General features: G+C 60.6%; 19 protein-coding genes. 15 read left to right on the forward strand and 4 right to left on the reverse strand.

Annotation, left to right across the window (positions count from 1 at the left end; genetic code table 11):
* The first annotated feature begins 103 nt into the window (after nt 1–103).
* From KBW81_RS02740 to KBW81_RS02765, 6 genes are all read left to right on the forward strand, one after another.
* Nucleotides 104–628: a c-type cytochrome gene (locus KBW81_RS02740; protein ID WP_090190888.1), complete on the forward strand. Its 525-nt coding sequence runs from the start codon at nt 104–106 to the stop codon at nt 626–628.
* Between the two features lie 159 nt (nt 629–787).
* Nucleotides 788–2683, forward strand: a complete 1896-nt coding sequence (locus KBW81_RS02745) for an extracellular solute-binding protein (RefSeq protein ID WP_254248240.1) — start codon at nt 788–790, stop codon at nt 2681–2683.
* A gap of 6 nt (nt 2684–2689) precedes the next feature.
* On the forward strand, nt 2690–3766 hold the full coding sequence (locus KBW81_RS02750; protein ID WP_090190861.1) for a microcin C ABC transporter permease YejB: 1077 nt from the start codon (nt 2690–2692) through the stop codon (nt 3764–3766).
* A gap of 34 nt (nt 3767–3800) precedes the next feature.
* The gene (locus KBW81_RS02755; RefSeq protein WP_254248991.1) at nt 3801–4934 is read left to right on the forward strand and encodes an ABC transporter permease; all 1134 of its coding nucleotides are present in this window, start codon (nt 3801–3803) and stop codon (nt 4932–4934) included.
* Entirely contained in the window at nt 4931–6526 is a 1596-nt protein-coding gene (locus KBW81_RS02760; RefSeq protein WP_254248241.1) for an ABC transporter ATP-binding protein, read from the forward strand. The genes KBW81_RS02755 and KBW81_RS02760 overlap by 4 nt, the downstream gene beginning before the upstream one ends.
* Before the next feature lie 94 nt (nt 6527–6620).
* Entirely contained in the window at nt 6621–7139 is a 519-nt protein-coding gene (locus KBW81_RS02765) for a redoxin domain-containing protein (RefSeq protein WP_175499368.1), read from the forward strand.
* 137 nt (nt 7140–7276) lie between these two features.
* Here the strand turns inward: KBW81_RS02765 and KBW81_RS02770 are convergent, their stop codons facing one another.
* Nucleotides 7277–8608: a D-alanyl-D-alanine carboxypeptidase family protein gene (locus KBW81_RS02770; RefSeq protein WP_090190882.1), complete on the reverse strand. Its 1332-nt coding sequence runs from the start codon at nt 8606–8608 to the stop codon at nt 7277–7279.
* Nucleotides 8609–8906: 298 nt separating this feature from the next.
* Between KBW81_RS02770 and KBW81_RS02775 the strand changes: the two genes are divergently transcribed.
* The 6 genes from KBW81_RS02775 to KBW81_RS02800 all read left to right on the forward strand — a co-directional run bounded on the left by KBW81_RS02775 (nt 8907) and on the right by KBW81_RS02800 (nt 12771).
* Complete coding sequence (locus KBW81_RS02775) at nt 8907–9260, forward strand: hypothetical protein (RefSeq protein WP_139222645.1); 354 nt, start codon at nt 8907–8909, stop codon at nt 9258–9260.
* Between the two features lie 92 nt (nt 9261–9352).
* Nucleotides 9353–9877, forward strand: coding sequence for a copper chaperone PCu(A)C (locus tag KBW81_RS02780; RefSeq protein ID WP_254248242.1), 525 nt, complete (start codon nt 9353–9355; stop codon nt 9875–9877).
* A gap of 10 nt (nt 9878–9887) precedes the next feature.
* The gene (locus tag KBW81_RS02785; protein WP_254248243.1) at nt 9888–10490 is read left to right on the forward strand and encodes an SCO family protein; all 603 of its coding nucleotides are present in this window, start codon (nt 9888–9890) and stop codon (nt 10488–10490) included.
* 115 nt (nt 10491–10605) lie between these two features.
* Nucleotides 10606–10950 (forward strand): ATP-dependent Clp protease adapter ClpS, encoded by a 345-nt coding sequence (gene clpS, locus KBW81_RS02790; protein WP_254248244.1) that lies wholly within the window; start codon nt 10606–10608, stop codon nt 10948–10950.
* Nucleotides 10951–10974: 24 nt separating this feature from the next.
* Nucleotides 10975–11952: a class I SAM-dependent methyltransferase gene (locus KBW81_RS02795; protein WP_254248245.1), complete on the forward strand. Its 978-nt coding sequence runs from the start codon at nt 10975–10977 to the stop codon at nt 11950–11952.
* Nucleotides 11953–11967: 15 nt separating this feature from the next.
* Entirely contained in the window at nt 11968–12771 is an 804-nt protein-coding gene (locus KBW81_RS02800; RefSeq protein ID WP_090190852.1) for an SDR family NAD(P)-dependent oxidoreductase, read from the forward strand.
* A gap of 3 nt (nt 12772–12774) precedes the next feature.
* Here the strand turns inward: KBW81_RS02800 and KBW81_RS02805 are convergent, their stop codons facing one another.
* On the reverse strand, nt 12775–13161 hold the full coding sequence (locus KBW81_RS02805) for a hypothetical protein (protein WP_254248246.1): 387 nt from the start codon (nt 13159–13161) through the stop codon (nt 12775–12777).
* Between the two features lie 99 nt (nt 13162–13260).
* Here KBW81_RS02805 and hemF point away from each other — a divergent pair, with 99 nt between their 5' ends.
* Together hemF and KBW81_RS02815 are read left to right on the forward strand one after the other, a co-directional pair.
* Entirely contained in the window at nt 13261–14151 is an 891-nt protein-coding gene (hemF, locus tag KBW81_RS02810; RefSeq protein WP_254248247.1) for an oxygen-dependent coproporphyrinogen oxidase, read from the forward strand.
* 129 nt (nt 14152–14280) lie between these two features.
* Nucleotides 14281–14826 (forward strand): cell wall hydrolase, encoded by a 546-nt coding sequence (locus tag KBW81_RS02815; RefSeq protein WP_411914374.1) that lies wholly within the window; start codon nt 14281–14283, stop codon nt 14824–14826.
* Here the strand turns inward: KBW81_RS02815 and KBW81_RS02820 are convergent.
* Both KBW81_RS02820 and hemE read right to left on the reverse strand, forming a co-directional pair.
* Nucleotides 14823–15440, reverse strand: coding sequence for an FMN-binding negative transcriptional regulator (locus KBW81_RS02820; RefSeq protein ID WP_254248248.1), 618 nt, complete (start codon nt 15438–15440; stop codon nt 14823–14825). The two genes, KBW81_RS02815 and KBW81_RS02820, sit on opposite strands and share 4 nt — an antisense overlap.
* Nucleotides 15440–16474 (reverse strand): uroporphyrinogen decarboxylase, encoded by a 1035-nt coding sequence (gene hemE / locus KBW81_RS02825; protein WP_090190843.1) that lies wholly within the window; start codon nt 16472–16474, stop codon nt 15440–15442. The genes KBW81_RS02820 and hemE overlap by 1 nt, the downstream gene beginning before the upstream one ends.
* A gap of 81 nt (nt 16475–16555) precedes the next feature.
* On the opposite strand from hemE, the gene hemC reads away from it, so the two are divergent.
* Nucleotides 16556–17494, forward strand: coding sequence for a hydroxymethylbilane synthase (gene hemC / locus KBW81_RS02830; protein WP_254248249.1), 939 nt, complete (start codon nt 16556–16558; stop codon nt 17492–17494).
* Nucleotides 17495–17497: the final 3 nt, after the last annotated feature.

Genomic DNA, 17497 nt, shown 5'->3' on the forward strand with positions numbered 1-17497 from the left:
CATTTGCGACAAACAGGTCGTTTCGTCGCGCCACTATAGCTTGCGTATCCGGGGGGGAAACGGATACTAGGACGCAACTGATCAAAGCGGGGTGGAACGCGACATGTTCGACACAATGACGATGACCAAGGTGGTCGGCGGCCTTTGCGGCACGTTTCTGGTGTTTTTGCTGGGCGGCTGGGCAGCTGAAGCCATTTATGTAGGGTCCGAAGGCGGGCACGGCGAAGGCGAGCACGCCGCCTATGTCATCGAGGTTCCAGAAGCTGGAACTGGTGAAGCCGCCGCTGTCGAAGAAGAAGTGCCGTTCGACGTCGCTTTTGCTGCTGCTGATGCGGCTGCAGGCGAAGGCGTGTTCCGGAACTGTAGGTCCTGCCACGCGCTAGACGGTGCCAATGGCGTCGGCCCCCACCTGGACGGTGTCGTCGGCCGCGCCGTCGATGCGGTTGATGGCTACGCCTATTCCGGCGCACTAGAGCAGGTCGCCGAAGTCTGGAGCGAAGAGAACCTTTATAACTTCCTGCAAGATCCCGCAGGTTATGCCCCCGGCACCAAAATGTCGTTCAAGGGTCTGGCCAAGCCAGAGGATCGCGCGAACCTGATCGCATACCTCGCAACCATTCCGGGCTAATTGCTCGCGCAGGTTGCGCAAGATTTGAACCGCGCCCTGCAATGGGCGCGGTTTTTTGTTGCGCCAGCCGATGTTCACGCAGACATTACATTTTCGCAACTTGTGCCGCCCGCTTTCGGGGCGCTACGCTGTAGCTTAGCCCATTGACCGGAGACTTCGATGCCTCAGACCCCCCGCCGCCCCCGCGCCCTTGCTGTGCCGCGTCCACTGGATTTACTGGCTGGTTCGGTTTTACTGCTGGGTGGCATGTTTTTGGCAGGGCAGGCGGGCGCGCAGGATTTGGTCAAATCCCACGGCTATTCTTATTTCGGCGATCTGAAATACCCCGCCGATTTCCCCCATCTGGATTATGTGAACCCGGACGCCCCCAAGGGCGGGGAAATCTCCGAATGGGCCCCCGGCACCTTTGACGGCTACAACCCGTATTTCCGCGGTGGCAATACCGCCGTAATGTCCACCGCCCCGTTCGAGGCGATTGTGACCACCACGGCGGACGATCCGACTGCGCTGTACTGCTATTTGTGCACAACGATGGAGTATCCGCAGGACCTGTCCTACGTCATCTTTAACCTGCGCGATGACGTGACATTCAGCGACGGCAGCCCGATGACCGCCGATGATATCAAGTTCAGCTACGACACGTTTATGGAACAGGGCCTGCCGGAATTCCGCGCTGCCTTTGACGGCCAGATTACACTGGTAGAGGTGCTGGACCCCCACCGAATCAAATTCACCTTTGGCGATGACGCGCCCCTGCGCGACCGCATCAGCCTTGCCGCGACATTCCCGCCGTTCTCCAAGGCAGAGTGGGAGCGCGATGGCCGCCGGATCGACCAGACATGGAAAACACCGCCTATGGGCACGGGTCCCTATATGCTGGCGGATTTCGACTATGGCCGCAGCCTGACCTATGGCCGTAATCCGAACTTCTGGGGCGCGGACCTGCCGATCAATCTGGGCCGCAACAACTTTGATTCCATCCGCATTGAATACTTCGCCGACGGCGATACCGCGTTCGAGGCGTTTAAGGCGGGCGAATATACGTTCCGCGTGGAAAATTCGTCCCTAAGCTGGGCGACGGGATACGATTTCCCCGGCATCCAGAACGGCAGCGTGATCAAGGCAGAACTGCCCAACGGCAGCCTGCCAAGTGCGCAGTCGTTTGTCTTTAACCTTAAGCGCAGCCAGTTTCAGGACCCGGCGGTCCGAGAGGCGATCAGGCTGATGTTCAATTTCGAATGGTCGAACGAGACGCTGTTTTACGGCCTTTACGACCGGGTCGAATCCTTTTGGGCCAACACAGAGATGGAGGCGAAGGGCACGCCCACGCCAGAAGAGATCGCCGTGCTGCAGCCGCTGGTCGATCAAGGTTTGTTGGACGCCGCCATCCTGACGGACGAGGTCACGATGGCCCCGACATCCAACGCAAACCAGCTGGACCGGGGCAACCTGCGCAGTGCATCTGCCCTGCTGAACGATGCAGGCTGGATTGCGGGTGATGACGGGATTCGCCGCAAGGATGGCAAGACGTTGGATGTGGCTTTCCTAGAAAGCAGCCCGGCGTTTGACCGCGTGATTAACCCTTATGTTGAAAACCTAAAGCGGCTTGGCGTGAATGCCAAACTGGACCGTGTTGATCCTGCACAGGAAACCGAACGCACGCGGTCGGGCGACTGGGATATCGTGACGCATAGCTTCTCGATGCAGCTAGAGCCGGGGACAGAGCTGAAGCAGTGGTTCGGGTCCGAGACCGCCGAGGATAGCAGCCGCAACCTGATGGGCCTCGCCGATCCGGCTGTCGACAGCCTGATCGACACGGTCGTGGCCGCCCAGACGGCCGATGACATGCATGCCGCAACCCGCGCGCTGGACCGCGTCCTGCGGGCCAAGGGGTTTTGGGTGCCGGAATGGTTCAAGGCGGTCTATACCGTCGCCTATTACGACATGTTCGAGCATCCAGAAAACCTGCCGCCCTACGCGCTTGGAGAGACGGATTTCTGGTGGTTCAACGCCGATAAAGCCGAGGCGCTGAAAGCGTCCGGCGCGCTGCGCTGACCTGACATGAGCGCCTATATCCTACGTCGCTTGCTGCTGGTGATTCCGACTCTGATCGGGATCATGGTGGTGAACTTTACCCTGACGCAATTCGTCCCCGGCGGGCCGATTGAACAGATCATCGCCCAGATGGAAGGCGGCGGTGACGTGTTCGAGGGCATCTCTGGCGGCGGCGGCGGAGAGCTGGTTGATGGCGGCGGCAGTGACTACATCGGATCGCGCGGCTTGCCGCCGGGGTTCATTGAAGAGCTGGAAAAAGAGTTCGGTTTCGACAAACCGCCGCTGGAGCGGTTCCTGTCGATGATGTGGAACTACGTGCGGTTCGACTTTGGCCAAAGCTACTTCCGGTCGATTTCGGTCTTTGATCTGGTCATGGAAAAAATGCCCGTGTCGATCACGCTGGGCCTGTGGACGACGTTGATCGCCTACGCGATCTCGATCCCGCTGGGCATCAAAAAGGCGGTGCGCGACGGGTCAAAGTTCGACACTTGGACCAGCGGCGCAATCATCGTCGGCTATGCGATCCCCGGCTTTTTGTTCGCGATCCTGCTGATCGTGCTTTTTGCAGGTGGCAGCTATTGGCGCATTTTCCCGCTGCGCGGTCTGACGTCGACGAACTTTGACGACCTGTCGATGCTGGGCAAGATCGGCGACTACTTCTGGCACATCGCCTTGCCAGTGCTGTCGATGACCATCGCCAGTTTCGCAACGCTGACATTGCTGACCAAGAACAGCTTTCTGGACGAGATTAAAAAGCAGTACGTTCTGACCGCTAAGGCCAAGGGATTGGGGGAACGGACGATCCTGTATCGCCACGTCTTCCGCAACGCGATGCTGATCGTCATCTCTGGCTTTCCGGCGCTGTTTATCTCTGTCTTCTTTGGCGGCTCGCTGATTATCGAGACGCTGTTCAGCCTCGATGGTTTGGGGCGTTTGGGATACGAGGCCGCCGTGGCCCGCGATTATCCTGTCGTCTTTGGCACGCTGTTTGCGTTTTCCTTGATGGGGCTTGTCGTCGGGATCATCACCGATCTGACCTATATGTTCATCGATCCGCGCATCGATTTCGAGGCGAGGGGCTGACATGACCAATATCGACCCAAATGAACAGGCGCTGATGGGCGCAGCCAAGTCCCGCGCGCCGTACCTGTCGCCGCTCAACCAGCGCCGCTGGCGCAATTTCAAACGCAACCGCCGGGCCGTCTGGTCGCTTTGGATTTTCGCGATCCTGTTCGGTCTGTCGCTGTTGGCCGAATTCATCGCTAACGACAAACCCCTGCTGGTCGACTACCGCGGCGAATTGCGGATGCCGATTTTTGGCTTCTATTCAGAGGCGGACTTTGGCGGCGATTTCCTGACCGAAGCGGGTTACACCGACGTTGAGGTGAAGTGCCTGATCGCCACGGGCGGCCTTGCGGATATGTGCTTTGACGACCCCGAAGCCACCATTGCGGCGTCGGACGCAGGCACGATTGACGATCCGAACTACCAAAAGGGTTGGATGGTCTGGCCGCTGATCCCCTATAGCTACAACACCATCGTTGACGTGCCGGGCGTGGCACCGTCCGCCCCTGACGCCAACAACTGGCTGGGCACGGATGACACCAAGCGCGATGTGGTTGCGCGTGTGATCTATGGCTTCCGCCTGTCCATCGTCTTTACCCTGATCGTGACCGTGGCGTCATCGTTGATTGGGATCGTGGCCGGGGCGGTGCAGGGCTATTTCGGCGGCTGGGTCGATCTGACCTTTCAACGCGTGATCGAGATTTGGACCGGCATCCCGTCGCTTTACGTCATCATCATTATGTTCGCGATTCTGGGGCGAAGTTTCTGGCTGCTGGTGTTCTTAATCGTGCTGTTTGGCTGGACGTCACTTGTGGGCCTTGTGCGCGCTGAATTCCTGCGGGCGCGTAACTTTGAATACGTCCGTGCGGCGCGCGCGTTGGGTGTGCGCGACCGGACGATCATGATGCGGCACATCCTGCCCAACGCCATGGTCGCCACCGTCACAATGCTGCCCTTCCTGATCACAGGCGGCATCAGCACACTCGCGACGCTGGATTTCCTTGGCTTTGGCTTGCCATCCTCTGCTCCGTCATTAGGCGAGCTTACGTTGCAGGCCAAACAGAACCTGCAGGCGCCTTGGCTTGGCTTCACCGCGTTCTTTACCTTTGCGATCATGCTGTCGCTGCTGGTGTTCATTTTCGAAGGGGTGCGTGATGCGTTCGACCCCAGAAAGACCTTCTCTTGACCGTCCTGCTTGATGTCCGCGACCTGAACGTTTCCTTCCGGCAGGACGGCGACACGACCCACGCCGTGCGCGGGGTGTCGTTTCAGGTGCATAAGGGTGAAACCGTCGCCATCGTCGGCGAAAGCGGGTCGGGCAAATCCGTGACCGCCTTGTCCACGGTGCAGTTGCTGGGCGATTCGGCGCAGGTCACGGGGTCGATCACCTATGACGGCACCCAGATGGTCGGCGCGCCGGAACGCGATCTGATGCGGGTGCGCGGCAACGACATCAGCTTTATCTTTCAAGAGCCGATGACATCGCTGAACCCGCTGCACACGATCCAGCGGCAGCTGGGCGAATCCATCGAGTTGCACCAGGGCCTGCGCGGCGACGCCGTCCGCGCCCGTGTGATTGAACTGCTGACGAAAGTTGGCATCCGCGAGCCTGAGGAGCGGCTAGAGGCCTATCCCCACCAGCTGTCCGGCGGCCAACGTCAGCGCGTGATGATCGCGATGGCGCTGGCGAACGGCCCGCACCTGTTGATCGCGGACGAGCCGACGACAGCGCTGGATGTCACGATCCAGGCGCAAATTCTGGAACTGATGGCAGAGCTAAAGCGCGACACAGGGCTGTCGATGCTGTTCATCACCCATGACCTGACCATCGTGCGCAAGATCGCCGACCGGGTCTGCGTGATGAAAGACGGCGTCATCGTTGAAACCGGCCCCACGGCCGAGATTTTTGCCCGCCCCCAGCACCCCTATACGCAGATGCTGCTGGCCGCTGAATCCGTCGGCACGCCCGGCCCGGTTGCTACTGACGCGCCCGTTATCGTTCAAACGGATCATCTGAAAATCTGGTTCCCGATCCGCCGCGGGCTGATGAAGCGCACGGTCGGGCATATCAAGGCCGTGAACGACGCGAACCTGTCCGTCCGGGCAGGGGAGACGATAGGCATCGTCGGCGAATCGGGTTCTGGCAAGACGACCATGGCACTGGCGATTATGCGCCTGATTGCATCAGAAGGGCGGATCCGGTTCCAAGGGCAGGACATTCAGGACCACAATCAACGCCAGATGCGGCCCCTGCGCTCTGCCATGCAGATCGTGTTTCAGGACCCCTTTGGCAGCCTGTCGCCGCGCATGACGGTCGAGCAGATCATCGCAGAAGGGCTGACGATCCATCGCATCGACCCGGCCCGCAAACCGCGCGACATGGTGGCAGAGATCATGGCAGAGGTCGGCCTTGATCCTATCCTGATGGACCGCTACCCGCACGAATTCTCTGGCGGGCAGCGCCAGCGCATCGCCATCGCTCGCGCGATGATTCTGCGTCCGAAACTGGTGGTGCTGGACGAGCCGACAAGTGCGCTGGATATGACTGTGCAGGTGCAGATCGTTGATCTGCTGCGCGATCTGCAGCAGCGGTACGGGCTGGCCTATATCTTTATCAGCCACGACCTGAAGGTCGTGCGCGCCATGTCGCACAAGGTCATGGTGATGAAGCAGGGCGACGTGGTCGAGGCGGGCAGCGCGGCAGATATCTTTGACGCGCCCCAAACTGACTACACCCGCGCCCTGATGGCTGCCGCCTTTGAGGGGCGTGCCGTCTGAAGGATTTGATCCGGGGATTGTGACTTGCTGATTGGGAAAGTTTTGGGCCAGTGTGCCGCAAGCCATTTCTTAAACCAAATCAGTAGGACAGCAGATGACCACAGCCAAGCCGAACGTCGGCGCACAAGTCGAACAGATGACCTTTGCCATCGCAGGGCAGGACGGAACCGTCACGATTGGCGCGCCAAAGGATCGCTGGACGATGCTGTTCGTCTATCGCGGTCGCCACTGCCCGCGGTGCAAACGCTTTTTGAACAAGCTGAATGCCGTGCTGCCGCAGTGGACAGACGTCATGGACGTCGCGGTCGTGTCGGCTGATACGCAGGATAAGGCGATTGCGGATAAGGCGGAATTCGGCTGGGACTTCGATCTGTGCTATGGCCTTAGCGTCGATCAGATGCGCGCATTGGGGCTTTACGTGTCAGAGCCACTGTCGGATGCGGAAACGACCGAAATGTTCGCAGAACCAGGCGCTTTCGCGATCCGGCCCAATGGCACGCTGATGCTGGTCGATATCTCGAACGGGCCAGCTGCACGTCCTGATCTAGAAGAGTTGCTGGACGGTATGAAGTTCAACATCACCAACGATCGCCCCGTGCGCGGTACCGCCTGAAGGCGGGGCAGGGGGCTAAAGCGCCCTCTGCCAACCCCCCAAACGAAAACGACGCCGCCGGTTTCCCGGCAGCGTCGGCATCACAGATGGCGAACGATCGTCCAAATCGGCCATCCGATTGTCGCTAGCGAGGGCTATTAACCCTCTGACCCGATCATGAAGCACGATTGGCTACGGGCCTGCAAGCGTCGGCAGGCTAAATCGGCACCTTCTCGCGTTAAACCCATAAAGTTGGCATCAAAGCCACGGGCATTCTGCGTTACGCGGCGCACAGCACCGTCCAGCGTACTCATTTCGTTCAAAGCTACGCGCAAAAGCACCTTTTCCGCCTCATAGCGGGAATTGTAACGGCCGACGTTAACGCCCCAATGGCGTCCGCCAGACGTCGAGATCCGCGTGACAACCTCTGGTGCGGCGGGGGCAGAGGCGATGGCTCCGGCTGCAGGGGCGACGGCGGCGACCTGAACGGCCTCTGCCAGGACCGAGTTGATCAGGTCCGTGTCGACGGCCAGCTGCACGGGTGCGCTGACGGCCTGTGTTGGACGCGCGGCGGGGCGCAGGCTGCGGGATACGCGGCCAGACACGCGGACGGTCTTGCCCGCGCCGCCATTCGTGGCCGGGCCAACGTTGGAGGATACCAGCAAGGGATCGGTCGCAGGTGCAGCCGAAGGCGGCTGGGGCCGCTGCAGCGTTGCGTTCGCTGGCGCGCGGTTAAAGCCCATGTCCATCAGCTCTTTGATCTTGCCGTTGCGCTGCGCGGTCGATGTGCCGCCAAAGACGGTCGCGATAATGCGTTCTTGGCCGCGCTGCGCAGAGGCAACAAGGTTAAAGCCGGCCGCGTTGGTAAAGCCTGTCTTGATGCCGTCGGCACCTTCATAGCTGTCCAGAAACCGGCGATTCGTGTGGCGTACTTCGGCGATGCCTGCATCAGCGGTGCGGCGCGAGAACAGGTTATAATACTGGGGGAAGTCATAAATGACGTGGCGGCCTAGCACGCTCATGTCGCGGGCGGTGGACAAATGGCCTTCTTGGGTCAGGCCGTTGGCGTTTTTAAAGGTCGTATTGGTCATGCCCATCGCAGCGGCAGTACGGTTCATGCGGACGGCAAATGCCTCTTCGGATCCCGAAATCGCCTCGCCAATCGCGGTGGCAGCGTCGTTTGCCGATTTCACAGCCGCAGCGCGCAAAAGATAGCGCAGCTTGATCTGCTGGCCGGTCTTTAGACCCAGTTTGCTGGGCGGCTCTGCCGACGCGTTGCTGGTGACGGTAACCATCGAATCAAGCGTGATCTCTCCGCGCTGGATCGCTTGGAAGGCGATATAAAGGGTCATCATCTTGGTCAGGGACGCGGGGTGCAGGCGGGTATCGGCGTTTTGCGAATACAGCTGCTCTCCGGTGCGGGCATCCATCACGTAGGCGGCGTAGGGGGCAGCGAATGCGACCACCGGCGTCAACGCAAGGAATAGCATCACGGAAATCGCACGCATAGCGCGGGTATGGGGACGGTTTTGCACGTCTCTTGCCTCTTTTTACGAATCTGCCTCAAAGCCCCGAATTTTTTCGGTGACCATTGTTATTGCATTAACGCTAACACAGGCGCGGTACAGGCGAAAATAGCTAATTTTCAAAGGCTTTGACTGTGGTCTTTCTGCACAATTTCCAGATGTAGTGGGGCGATGTTGTGCGCACGTCTAGATGCGGTGGGTCGGCGTGGTTGCGACGTAAAGGCCTCTTACAGATCGCGCGACAGTTTTGTATGCGTTGGCAATGATCCGCCACCTGCGCCACACCTTGCTGACCCTGACTGCGATTCTTGTCGTTGCGGTGTCCAGCATCACGTCTGCTGCGCAAAAGGCACCGACACCTGCGCAGGCTGCTGCGGTTCAGATGCTCGTCGCTCTTGGTGCGTCGGCAGATGATTTGTGCGGCGATGGTCCGATTTCGGGCCACAATCATTGCCCGTTTTGTCACCTGCTGCCCGATCCGCCATCCTGTCACGCCAGTCCGCGCGAATTTCGCCTGTCCACAGTGTTCGATCTGGCGGATCAATCCGACCTGATCGCCGGATCGCAAAGCGGCGATCCCCATGTCCGGTCCCGCGCGCCCCCCACTTCGGTCTGATCCACCGCGCCCCTTTGGCGTGTTTTTCAGTCAATTTCGCAGGCGCGGGTTGCGGTGTGTCCGCACGCGTCCAGCGATACCGGAGATATATTATGAAACTGACAACTCTGACACTTGCAGCCGCCCTGACCCTTTGCACCGCAGCGCAGGCCCAAACGGCAGACGGCACGATGATGCACGGCAACGTGGATCATGGCGCAATGGATCATGCGGGCGGCGCCACCTACACGCTTGGCGATCTGACCATCGCAGGTACATTCACCCGCGCAACCCTGCCGAACGCCCCCGTCGCGGGCGGTTTTCTGACTGTGACCAACGCGGGCACGGTCGATGACACGCTGATTGGGGCCAGCAGCAGCATCGCAGGTGACACCCAGATCCACGAAATGGCGATGCAAGGCGACGTGATGAAAATGCGCGAGCTGCCAGCAGGTTTGCCGATCCCAGCGGGTGAATCCGTGACCCTGCAACCCGGCGGCTTTCATCTGATGTTCATGGATTTGAACCAGCCTTTGGTTGAAGGAGAGGCCGTCACCGTCACCCTGACGTTTGAAACCGCCGGCGAAATTGACGTGGTGCTGCCCGTTGGCGCGACCGCGGCCAAGATGGCGCACTAGGGGGCTCTTGATGACACGCAATATGAAACGCGCAGGCTTTGCGCTGTGGGGTGCCGTCGTGTTGGCCCTTGGCGCTTTGGTCTGGCTGCAACTGGCCGGGCCGGACGGCAGCGATCCGCTGAACTTGACCGATACACTGGGGCAGGGCGATTACGCGCTGACGACAACCGACGGCGGGGCCTTTACCTCTGACAACCTAAAAGGCGGCGCGACAGCGGTGTTTTTCGGCTTCACCCACTGCCCAGAGGTGTGCCCGACAACCCTAGGCGATGTGTCGATGTGGCAAGAGGCGCTGGCTACGGACGGCCAAGCGCTGAACGTCTATTTCGTCACAGTTGATCCCGAACGTGACACGGTGGACACCCTGCGCGACTATGTCTCTTGGGTGCCCGGCGTGACCGGTGTGTCTGGCACGCCAGAACAGGTAAAGGCGGCAGAGGCGGCGTTCCGAATCTATGCCCGCCAAGTGCCGCTGGATGGCGGCGGCTATACGATGGACCATTCCGCCTCTGTGCTGTTGTTCGACGATCAGGGCCGCTTTTATGAACCGATCGGCTATCAAGAAGGCACCGATCGCGCGCTTGCGAAAATCAGGCGCATGATCGCCAGCTAGGCAGCGGCGGCATATCGACCCCCTTGCGGTCCTGCTGGATCGCAGGGGGTTTTCTTGTGGCCATTTCCGACTATATAGACAGCCTTATTCACATGGATGCAGGACCGGAGTCTCGATGCAGACGCGACACGACATCATGGCGGCCAATAACGACGATGACGGCGAAAACGACATCGGCGTCGTGCTGAAGACAAAGCCAAAGACGGCTAAGCCTCCGCTTTATAAAGTGCTGATCCTGAATGACGATTTCACGCCGATGGAATTTGTCGTCATGGTGCTGGAACGCTTTTTTGGTATGACCCACGCGCAGGCGTTCGACATCATGTTGACCGTCCACAAAAAAGGCGTCGCGGTTGTCGGCGTCTATAGCCACGAAATCGCAGAAACAAAGGTGGCGCAGGTCATGGATTATGCTCAACGTCACCAGCATCCGCTGCAATGCACGATGGAGAAGGAATAGCGCTGTCGCGCTGTTCCGCCCCTAATGGCCGCAACATCCCGCCTTTTCACCGTCTTGAACGACGAACTTGTGACCCTGCCTGCAGGCCCTGTCACAGTCATGCGCCCCGCCGCCGACTATGACCTGTCGCCGCTGGCGGACCGCGATATTCGCATCAGTCATGGCTTTGCCCCCGACGCCAACGCCTTTGCCCAGGCAGGCTATGCCGTCAGCCAAGACACCGCCGCATCGCCGACGATGATCGTCACTGTGCCCCGGTCCAAGGCACTGGCGCGGTCGATGATCGCGCAGGCCTGTGCATTGGGGAAGGTCGTCATTGTTGACGGTCAGCGTACCGACGGCATCGATAGCCTGTTCAAGGATGTGCGCGCCGTGCTGGGCGATCTGCCATCCCTGCCCAAGGCCAAGGGCCGTCTGTTCTGGTTCAATGCCACGGACAAGCTGGCAGACTGGGCCGCTCCGCCGCCCGAAGTTGGCGATCACGGCTTTTACACCACCGCTGGTGTCTTTTCTGACGGCGCAATCGACAAGGGCTCTGCCCTGCTGGCGGGCGCGTTGCCTGCGAAACTGCCCAACCGTATGGCCGACCTTGGCGCAGGCTGGGGCTATCTGAGCCAAGCCGTGCTAGGGCGCGATGGCGTCAAATCGCTGGACTTGATCGAGGCAGAGGCGCTGTCGCTGGATTGCGCACGCCTTAACGTGACCGACCCCCGCGCCGCGTTCCATTGGGGCGATGCGCTGACGTTCAAGCCCGCCACGAAATACGATGGCATCGTGATGAACCCGCCGTTCCATACCGGGTCCAAGGGCACACCATCGCTGGGCCAAGGCTTTATCGCGGGTGCTGCTCGGATGCTGGCCGCGCATGGCAAGCTGTGGATGGTTGCAAACCGCCATCTGCCTTACGAGGCGGCGCTGCGCGAGCATTTCCGCAATGTCGAAGAACTGCCGGGCGACGGCGGCTTTAAGCTGTTTCACGCGACCCGCCCGCTGAAATCCTGATCAAAGGACTGTTTCATGTCTTTTTCCATCAAAGGCCGCACGGCCATCGTGACCGGTGCTGGTAACGGCATTGGTTTGGCGATTGCCCGCCACTTCGTTCGTGCCGGTGCCAACGTTATGTTCGCTGATATAAACGAAGAAGCGTTAGAGCGTGAGATTGCTGATTTGTCCGCCGATGAGGACCGCGTGCGGATGTTTACCGGCGATCTGCGGCAAAAGCTGTGCGTGGCGAACCTGATTTCGGCGACAGTGGATGCCTTTGACCGGGTCGATATTCTGGTGAATGCGGCGCGTCTTGTGACTGGCACTGCGCCGCTGGACGCCGAAGATAATTCTGTCGAAGAGCTGATGCAGCAGAACCTGATGATGCCGCTGCGCCTGTCGCAGGCCATCGCGCGGCGCTTTGTTAAACAAAAGGCACCTAGCGAAGACGGCCCCATCGGGTCCATCGTGAACCTGTCATCCATCGCAGGCCAGCGGGCGCATCCTGACTTGATGGGCTTTTCCATCGCGAATGCGGCGCTGGATCAGATGACACGCTCTATGGCGGTCGCGCTTGCGCCCCAGCAGATCCGGGTGAACGGCGTATCCGTCGGTTCGGTGCTGTCCAACAATTTGCTCGGCTGGATGCGCGATCACGAACACGCCCGTAGCGCGATCCTAGACGCCACGCCCATGGGCCGCCTTGCTAACGCGGCAGAGGTCGGGGACACGGTGCAATACCTAGCCTCTGATGCGTCGAGCTTTGTGACGGGTCAGATCGTGACGCTGGACGGCGGTCGCACATTGGTCGATCCCGCCGCCATCGCTGTTCACTAGTCGCTATTCAGGATACAGCAGGCGGCATTGGTTTGTCGCGGTGCTGGCCTGCTTTTCCAAAATCGCTTGCCGCGCGAGCAGTTGATCGAGCGTTCCGCGTTCCACATCCATATTGATCGCCTGCGGCACGTTGACCGTCTTCACCCGCGTTGTCGGACAAAGCGTGGTCGACACGTTGCCGTCGCGGTCACGCTGGCGGCACATATCAAAGCCCCGGCTGACGCGCTGCTGCTGGTCAACGGCAAAGCCGCGATCCAGATTAGCCTGCGTTTGCGCAATCAAAAAGGCGTTCACACGCAGCGGCTCTGACACATTGTTCAGGCATTGCTGTTGCGGCGTGGCGCAAGCGGCCAGCAGGGCAAGTGGGGCAAGGGGCAGAAGATACCGCATATCGGGGCTCCGGTAGAGGGTGTGCCAAGGGGCTGGCGCTTGGCTTTACCCTTAGTGTCCCTTTAAGATGATATGCAATAACAGCAGGGCAAGGGCCAGATGACCGACACGATGGATACTGAAAAAGCGCGGGCTAGCGCATGGTTCGAAACCCTGCGCGACACGATCGTGACCGCGTTCGAAGGATTAGAAGACACCCAGACCACAGGCCCCACGGCAGCGCTGCCCGCAGGCCGGTTTGAACGCACGCAGACGCGTCGCACCGCCGATGATGGGTCAGAGGCGGGCGGTGGCCTGATGTCCGTCATGCGCGGCGGGCGGGTGTTTGAAAAGGTCGGCGTAAACACGTCGACCGTCCACGGCGTATTGGGCGAGGCGGCGCAGCGCGCTATGGCCGCACGCGGTGTGCCGGGCATGGACAGCGATCCGCGCTTTTGGGCGTCTGGCATTTCGCTGGTCGCGCATATGCAAAACCCCCATGCGCCTGCCGTGCACATGAACACCCGCATGTTCTGGACGCCGCACGCGTGGTGGTTTGGCGGCGGGTCCGATCTGAACCCCTGCATCGAATACGCAGAGGATACGGCCCATTTTCATGCAGCCCAGCAAACCCACCTCGACCCGCATGGCACCGACCTTTACCCCCGGCTAAAGGCTTGGGCGGATGAGTATTTTTATATCCCGCACCGGAACCGTGCGCGGGGTGTCGGCGGCATCTTTATGGACGACCACTGCACCGGCAACTGGGATGCTGACTTTGCCCTGACCCAAGACATCGGCCGCGCCTTTCTGCCCGCCTATCAGCCGTTGGTGGAAAAGCGCCGCAGCCAAGACTGGACCGACGCCGACAAGGACACGCAGCTGATCCACCGCGGCCTTTATGCGGAATATAACCTTGTCTACGACCGCGGCACCAAATTCGGCCTGACCACCGGGCACGACGCCAACGCGGTCCTGATGAGCCTGCCGCCGATGGCCAAGTGGGTCTGACAGGGCCCATGCGGATCGGCGAGTGTCCGCCTGCGGGCGGGCGTGGGGCGCTTCATGGGCAGAGCGGGGCTTGAGCGCGGCGTATCGCCCCGCATAAGGTGCCTTCAAAATAGGGGCGGGGGCCATTCAATGAACCAATCGGGCAAAGCACTGTGGCTGGCAGGTCTGATCGCTTTGGCGCTGACGGCTGCGGGATGCGGCATGGTCGGCGGCAAAAAGGATGACGTTGCCGCGCGCAGCTTTGCCCGCGTGGACACGGATGACTTGGAATGCCTTGAACGGGCGATGTTTTTTGAATCGAACCGGTCCAGCCGCGACGGGTTGGTTGCCGTCGGAAATGTCGTGATGAACCGTGTTCAGTCAGACGCATATCCCGATACGGTCTGCGGTGTTGTGGGGCAAAAGAACCAGTTTGCCCCCGGCGTGATGTCGCGCCCGATGTCCGCCAGCGGCCTGCCGACGGTGCAAGAGGCGGCGATTTCAGTCATGCTGGGCGAGCGGCATCCGATGATTGGCGATGCAAAGTTTTTTCATCAGGCAGGCCATCGGTTTTCCTACGACAACATGAATTACGTCGTCACCGCTGGTGGCAATGCGTTTTATGAAAAGCGCAAAAGCGCATATGTGACCCAGCCCGTGCCGCTGCCAGCAATCGAGGGGCTGACGGGGCGCTAAGCCTCCGGCTTTAGCACTTGGGCAAGGGCGCGGCCCATCTCTCCGCTGTCTGCTAGCCCCTGCGCTGTGCCCGCGCGATCGGCCTCTGACTTGTGCTGGTTCACCTTCCACGCCCCTGTCAGGCGTGTGACAGGCATGCGCAGACCAACGATCCCGCGCTGCAAGCTAGCGATATAACCGGCAGGTGCGTCGTCCACAGCCCAAGGGGCAGGGCGGCCTGATTCCATCTTATTGGTCATCGCGGTCACATGGGCATGCAGCCAGTCGCCGTCCTGCACAGCGGTCAGCATCCCGTGCGCATGCACCGCGATATAGGTCCAAGTCGGTACGACCTTGCCCGTTTCCGCCTTTGACGGATAAAACCCCGGCCGGATATAGGCGTGCGGCCCTTGAAAGATCGCGACCGTCGGCCCTGCGTGGCGCCAATGCGGATTGCCGCGGGCGACATGCGTTTCCAGTACCATGGCATCGTCCGGCCCGGTCAGCATCATTGGCACATGCGTGACGACCGGACCATCATCCGTTTGCGTGACTAGCGCGCCAAAGGTGATATCACCGATGGCGGCGCGCAGGACTTCAGTCCGGTCCTCTTGAAAGGCCGGGGGGGCGTACATCAGATGCCGCGCACCGTGTCGATCATCAGCTGCACATTCGCCGGATCGGCGTCGGGCGTGATGCCGTGACCAAGGTTAAAGATGTGCGGCCCATTGCTAAAGGCTTGCACGACTTTGCGTGTCTCGCGGATCAGATCCTTGCCGCCGGTAACCATGTGCCGTGACGCCAGATTGCCCTGCACGCAGCCATCGATCTGGACATGACCAGCCGCCCAGTTCGGCGTGACGCCGTCATCCAGCGCGATGCAATCGGCCCCAATCGCGGCATGCAGCCCCTCGTACCGGTGACCTGCGCCACGCGGAAAGGCGATGACCGGGATATGCGGATACTTAGCCTTGAGCGCCGCCGTGATTTCGCGCGCGGGCTCTACTGCGTATTTGGCGAAATCCTCGCCTTGCAGCGATCCGGCCCAGCTATCGAAAAGCTTGACGACTTCTGCCCCGGCGTCGATCTGGCGCGACAGATAGTGGATCGTGCCTGCGGTGATCTTGGCAAGCAGCGCTTCGAACACGGGGCGGTTTTCGTTTTTCAGCGCATGCGCCGGGCCTTGGTCCGGGGTGCCTTGGCCTGCGATCATATAGGTCGCGACGGTCCAAGGGGCGCCAGCGAAACCGATCAGCGTGGTATCCGCAGGCAGTTCACGCGAAAGGATCTTGACGGTTTCATAGACGGGCGACAGCACGGCGTCGATCTCGTCCACGGGGCCGAGTTTATCCAAACCGGCCTGATCGGTGATTGTGGACAGACGCGGGCCTTCGCCCGTGACGAACCACAGGTCCGCACCCAGCGCTTGTGGCAGCAGCAGGATGTCCGCAAACAGGATCGCCGCGTCAAAGCCGTAGCGGCGGATCGGCTGCAACGTCACCTCTGCCGCCAGTTCGGGGTTATAGCACAGCGACAGGAAATCACCGGCCTGCGCGCGGGTCGCCTTGTATTCCGGCAAGTAGCGTCCGGCTTGGCGCATCATCCAGATCGGCGGCGTGGGCAGTGTTTCACCCGCAAGGGCGCGCAGAATGGTCTTTTGCTGAGGCATGTGACGTCCTTTGTGTTGTGGGTTTCGTCGCAACGCGCAGGGCTGTTGTCAACCCGGATTGGCAGGGCTAACAGTTGTGTTATGAAGCTGAATTTGCCCACACCCGCCGCCGCGTTCAAGATCGGAACCAGAGGATCGCCTCTTGCGATGGCGCAAGCCAACGAGACGCGTGCGCGTCTGGCGCAGGCTTTTGATCTGCCGTTCGAGGCGTTTACCATCGTCATCATCAAGGTGACAGGCGATCAGATCATTGATCGCCCGCTCAAAGAAATCGGCGGCAAGGGCCTGTTTACCCGCGAGATCGAAGAGGCGCTGTTGTCTGGCGAGATTGATATCGCGGTGCATTCGATGAAGGACATGCCGACTCTGCAACCGGGTGGCTTGCTGCTGGATACCTATTTGCCGCGTGAAGACGTGCGCGACGCCTTTGTATCCCGCAATGCCGCCGGGCTGGCTGATTTGCCGCAGGGGGCGACGGTCGGGTCATCGTCCTTGCGCCGCCGCGCACAGGTCAAGGCGCGACGCCCTGACCTGAACGTGGTCGAATTTCGCGGCAACGTGCAGACACGTTTGAAAAAGCTTGATGATGGCGTGGCCACCGCGACGTTTTTGGCCATGGCGGGCCTGAACCGTCTGAAAATGGACGACGTCCCGCATCACGGCATCAGCGCCGACGACATGCTGCCCGCGATTGCGCAGGGTGCCATCGGGATTGAGCGGCGCACAGATGATAGCCGCGCCGCCCAGATGCTGGAAGCGATCCACGACGCCGAAACCGGCTACCGGCTTGCTGCAGAACGATCCTTGCTGCTGGCGCTGGATGGGTCGTGCGAAACGCCGATCGCGGGTCTGGCAGAGCTTGAGGGCGGCAATCTGCGCCTGCGCGGCGAGATCCTGCGCGAGGATGGCACCCGCGTGCTGTCCGACGATATGACAGGCCCCATTGCCGACGGCGCACAGATGGGCCGCGAAATGGCGGCCAAGCTGCTGGAACGCGCCGGGCCGGGGTTCTTTGACTAAACC

The sequence above is a fragment of the Loktanella salsilacus genome (assembly GCF_024206795.1).
Classification (GTDB): Bacteria; Pseudomonadota; Alphaproteobacteria; order Rhodobacterales; family Rhodobacteraceae; genus Loktanella; species Loktanella salsilacus.

Excerpts from the sequence above, each read along its gene's own strand:
- KBW81_RS02740 (WP_090190888.1), top strand. The coding sequence starts at position 104 with ATGTTCGACACAATGACGATGACCAAGGTGGTCGGCGGCCTTTGCGGC.
- KBW81_RS02745 (WP_254248240.1), top strand. The coding sequence starts at position 788 with ATGCCTCAGACCCCCCGCCGCCCCCGCGCCCTTGCTGTGCCGCGTCCA.
- KBW81_RS02750 (WP_090190861.1), top strand. The coding sequence starts at position 2,690 with ATGAGCGCCTATATCCTACGTCGCTTGCTGCTGGTGATTCCGACTCTG.
- KBW81_RS02755 (WP_254248991.1), top strand. The coding sequence starts at position 3,801 with ATGGGCGCAGCCAAGTCCCGCGCGCCGTACCTGTCGCCGCTCAACCAG.
- KBW81_RS02765 (WP_175499368.1), top strand. The coding sequence starts at position 6,621 with ATGACCACAGCCAAGCCGAACGTCGGCGCACAAGTCGAACAGATGACC.
- KBW81_RS02770 (WP_090190882.1), bottom strand. The coding sequence starts at position 8,608 with ATGCTATTCCTTGCGTTGACGCCGGTGGTCGCATTCGCTGCCCCCTAC.
- KBW81_RS02775 (WP_139222645.1), top strand. The coding sequence starts at position 8,907 with ATGATCCGCCACCTGCGCCACACCTTGCTGACCCTGACTGCGATTCTT.
- KBW81_RS02780 (WP_254248242.1), top strand. The coding sequence starts at position 9,353 with ATGAAACTGACAACTCTGACACTTGCAGCCGCCCTGACCCTTTGCACC.
- KBW81_RS02785 (WP_254248243.1), top strand. The coding sequence starts at position 9,888 with ATGACACGCAATATGAAACGCGCAGGCTTTGCGCTGTGGGGTGCCGTC.
- clpS (WP_254248244.1), top strand. The coding sequence starts at position 10,606 with ATGCAGACGCGACACGACATCATGGCGGCCAATAACGACGATGACGGC.
- KBW81_RS02795 (WP_254248245.1), top strand. The coding sequence starts at position 10,975 with ATGGCCGCAACATCCCGCCTTTTCACCGTCTTGAACGACGAACTTGTG.
- KBW81_RS02800 (WP_090190852.1), top strand. The coding sequence starts at position 11,968 with ATGTCTTTTTCCATCAAAGGCCGCACGGCCATCGTGACCGGTGCTGGT.
- KBW81_RS02805 (WP_254248246.1), bottom strand. The coding sequence starts at position 13,161 with ATGCGGTATCTTCTGCCCCTTGCCCCACTTGCCCTGCTGGCCGCTTGC.
- hemF (WP_254248247.1), top strand. The coding sequence starts at position 13,261 with ATGACCGACACGATGGATACTGAAAAAGCGCGGGCTAGCGCATGGTTC.
- KBW81_RS02815 (WP_411914374.1), top strand. The coding sequence starts at position 14,281 with ATGAACCAATCGGGCAAAGCACTGTGGCTGGCAGGTCTGATCGCTTTG.
- KBW81_RS02820 (WP_254248248.1), bottom strand. The coding sequence starts at position 15,440 with ATGTACGCCCCCCCGGCCTTTCAAGAGGACCGGACTGAAGTCCTGCGC.
- hemE (WP_090190843.1), bottom strand. The coding sequence starts at position 16,474 with ATGCCTCAGCAAAAGACCATTCTGCGCGCCCTTGCGGGTGAAACACTG.
- hemC (WP_254248249.1), top strand. The coding sequence starts at position 16,556 with ATGAAGCTGAATTTGCCCACACCCGCCGCCGCGTTCAAGATCGGAACC.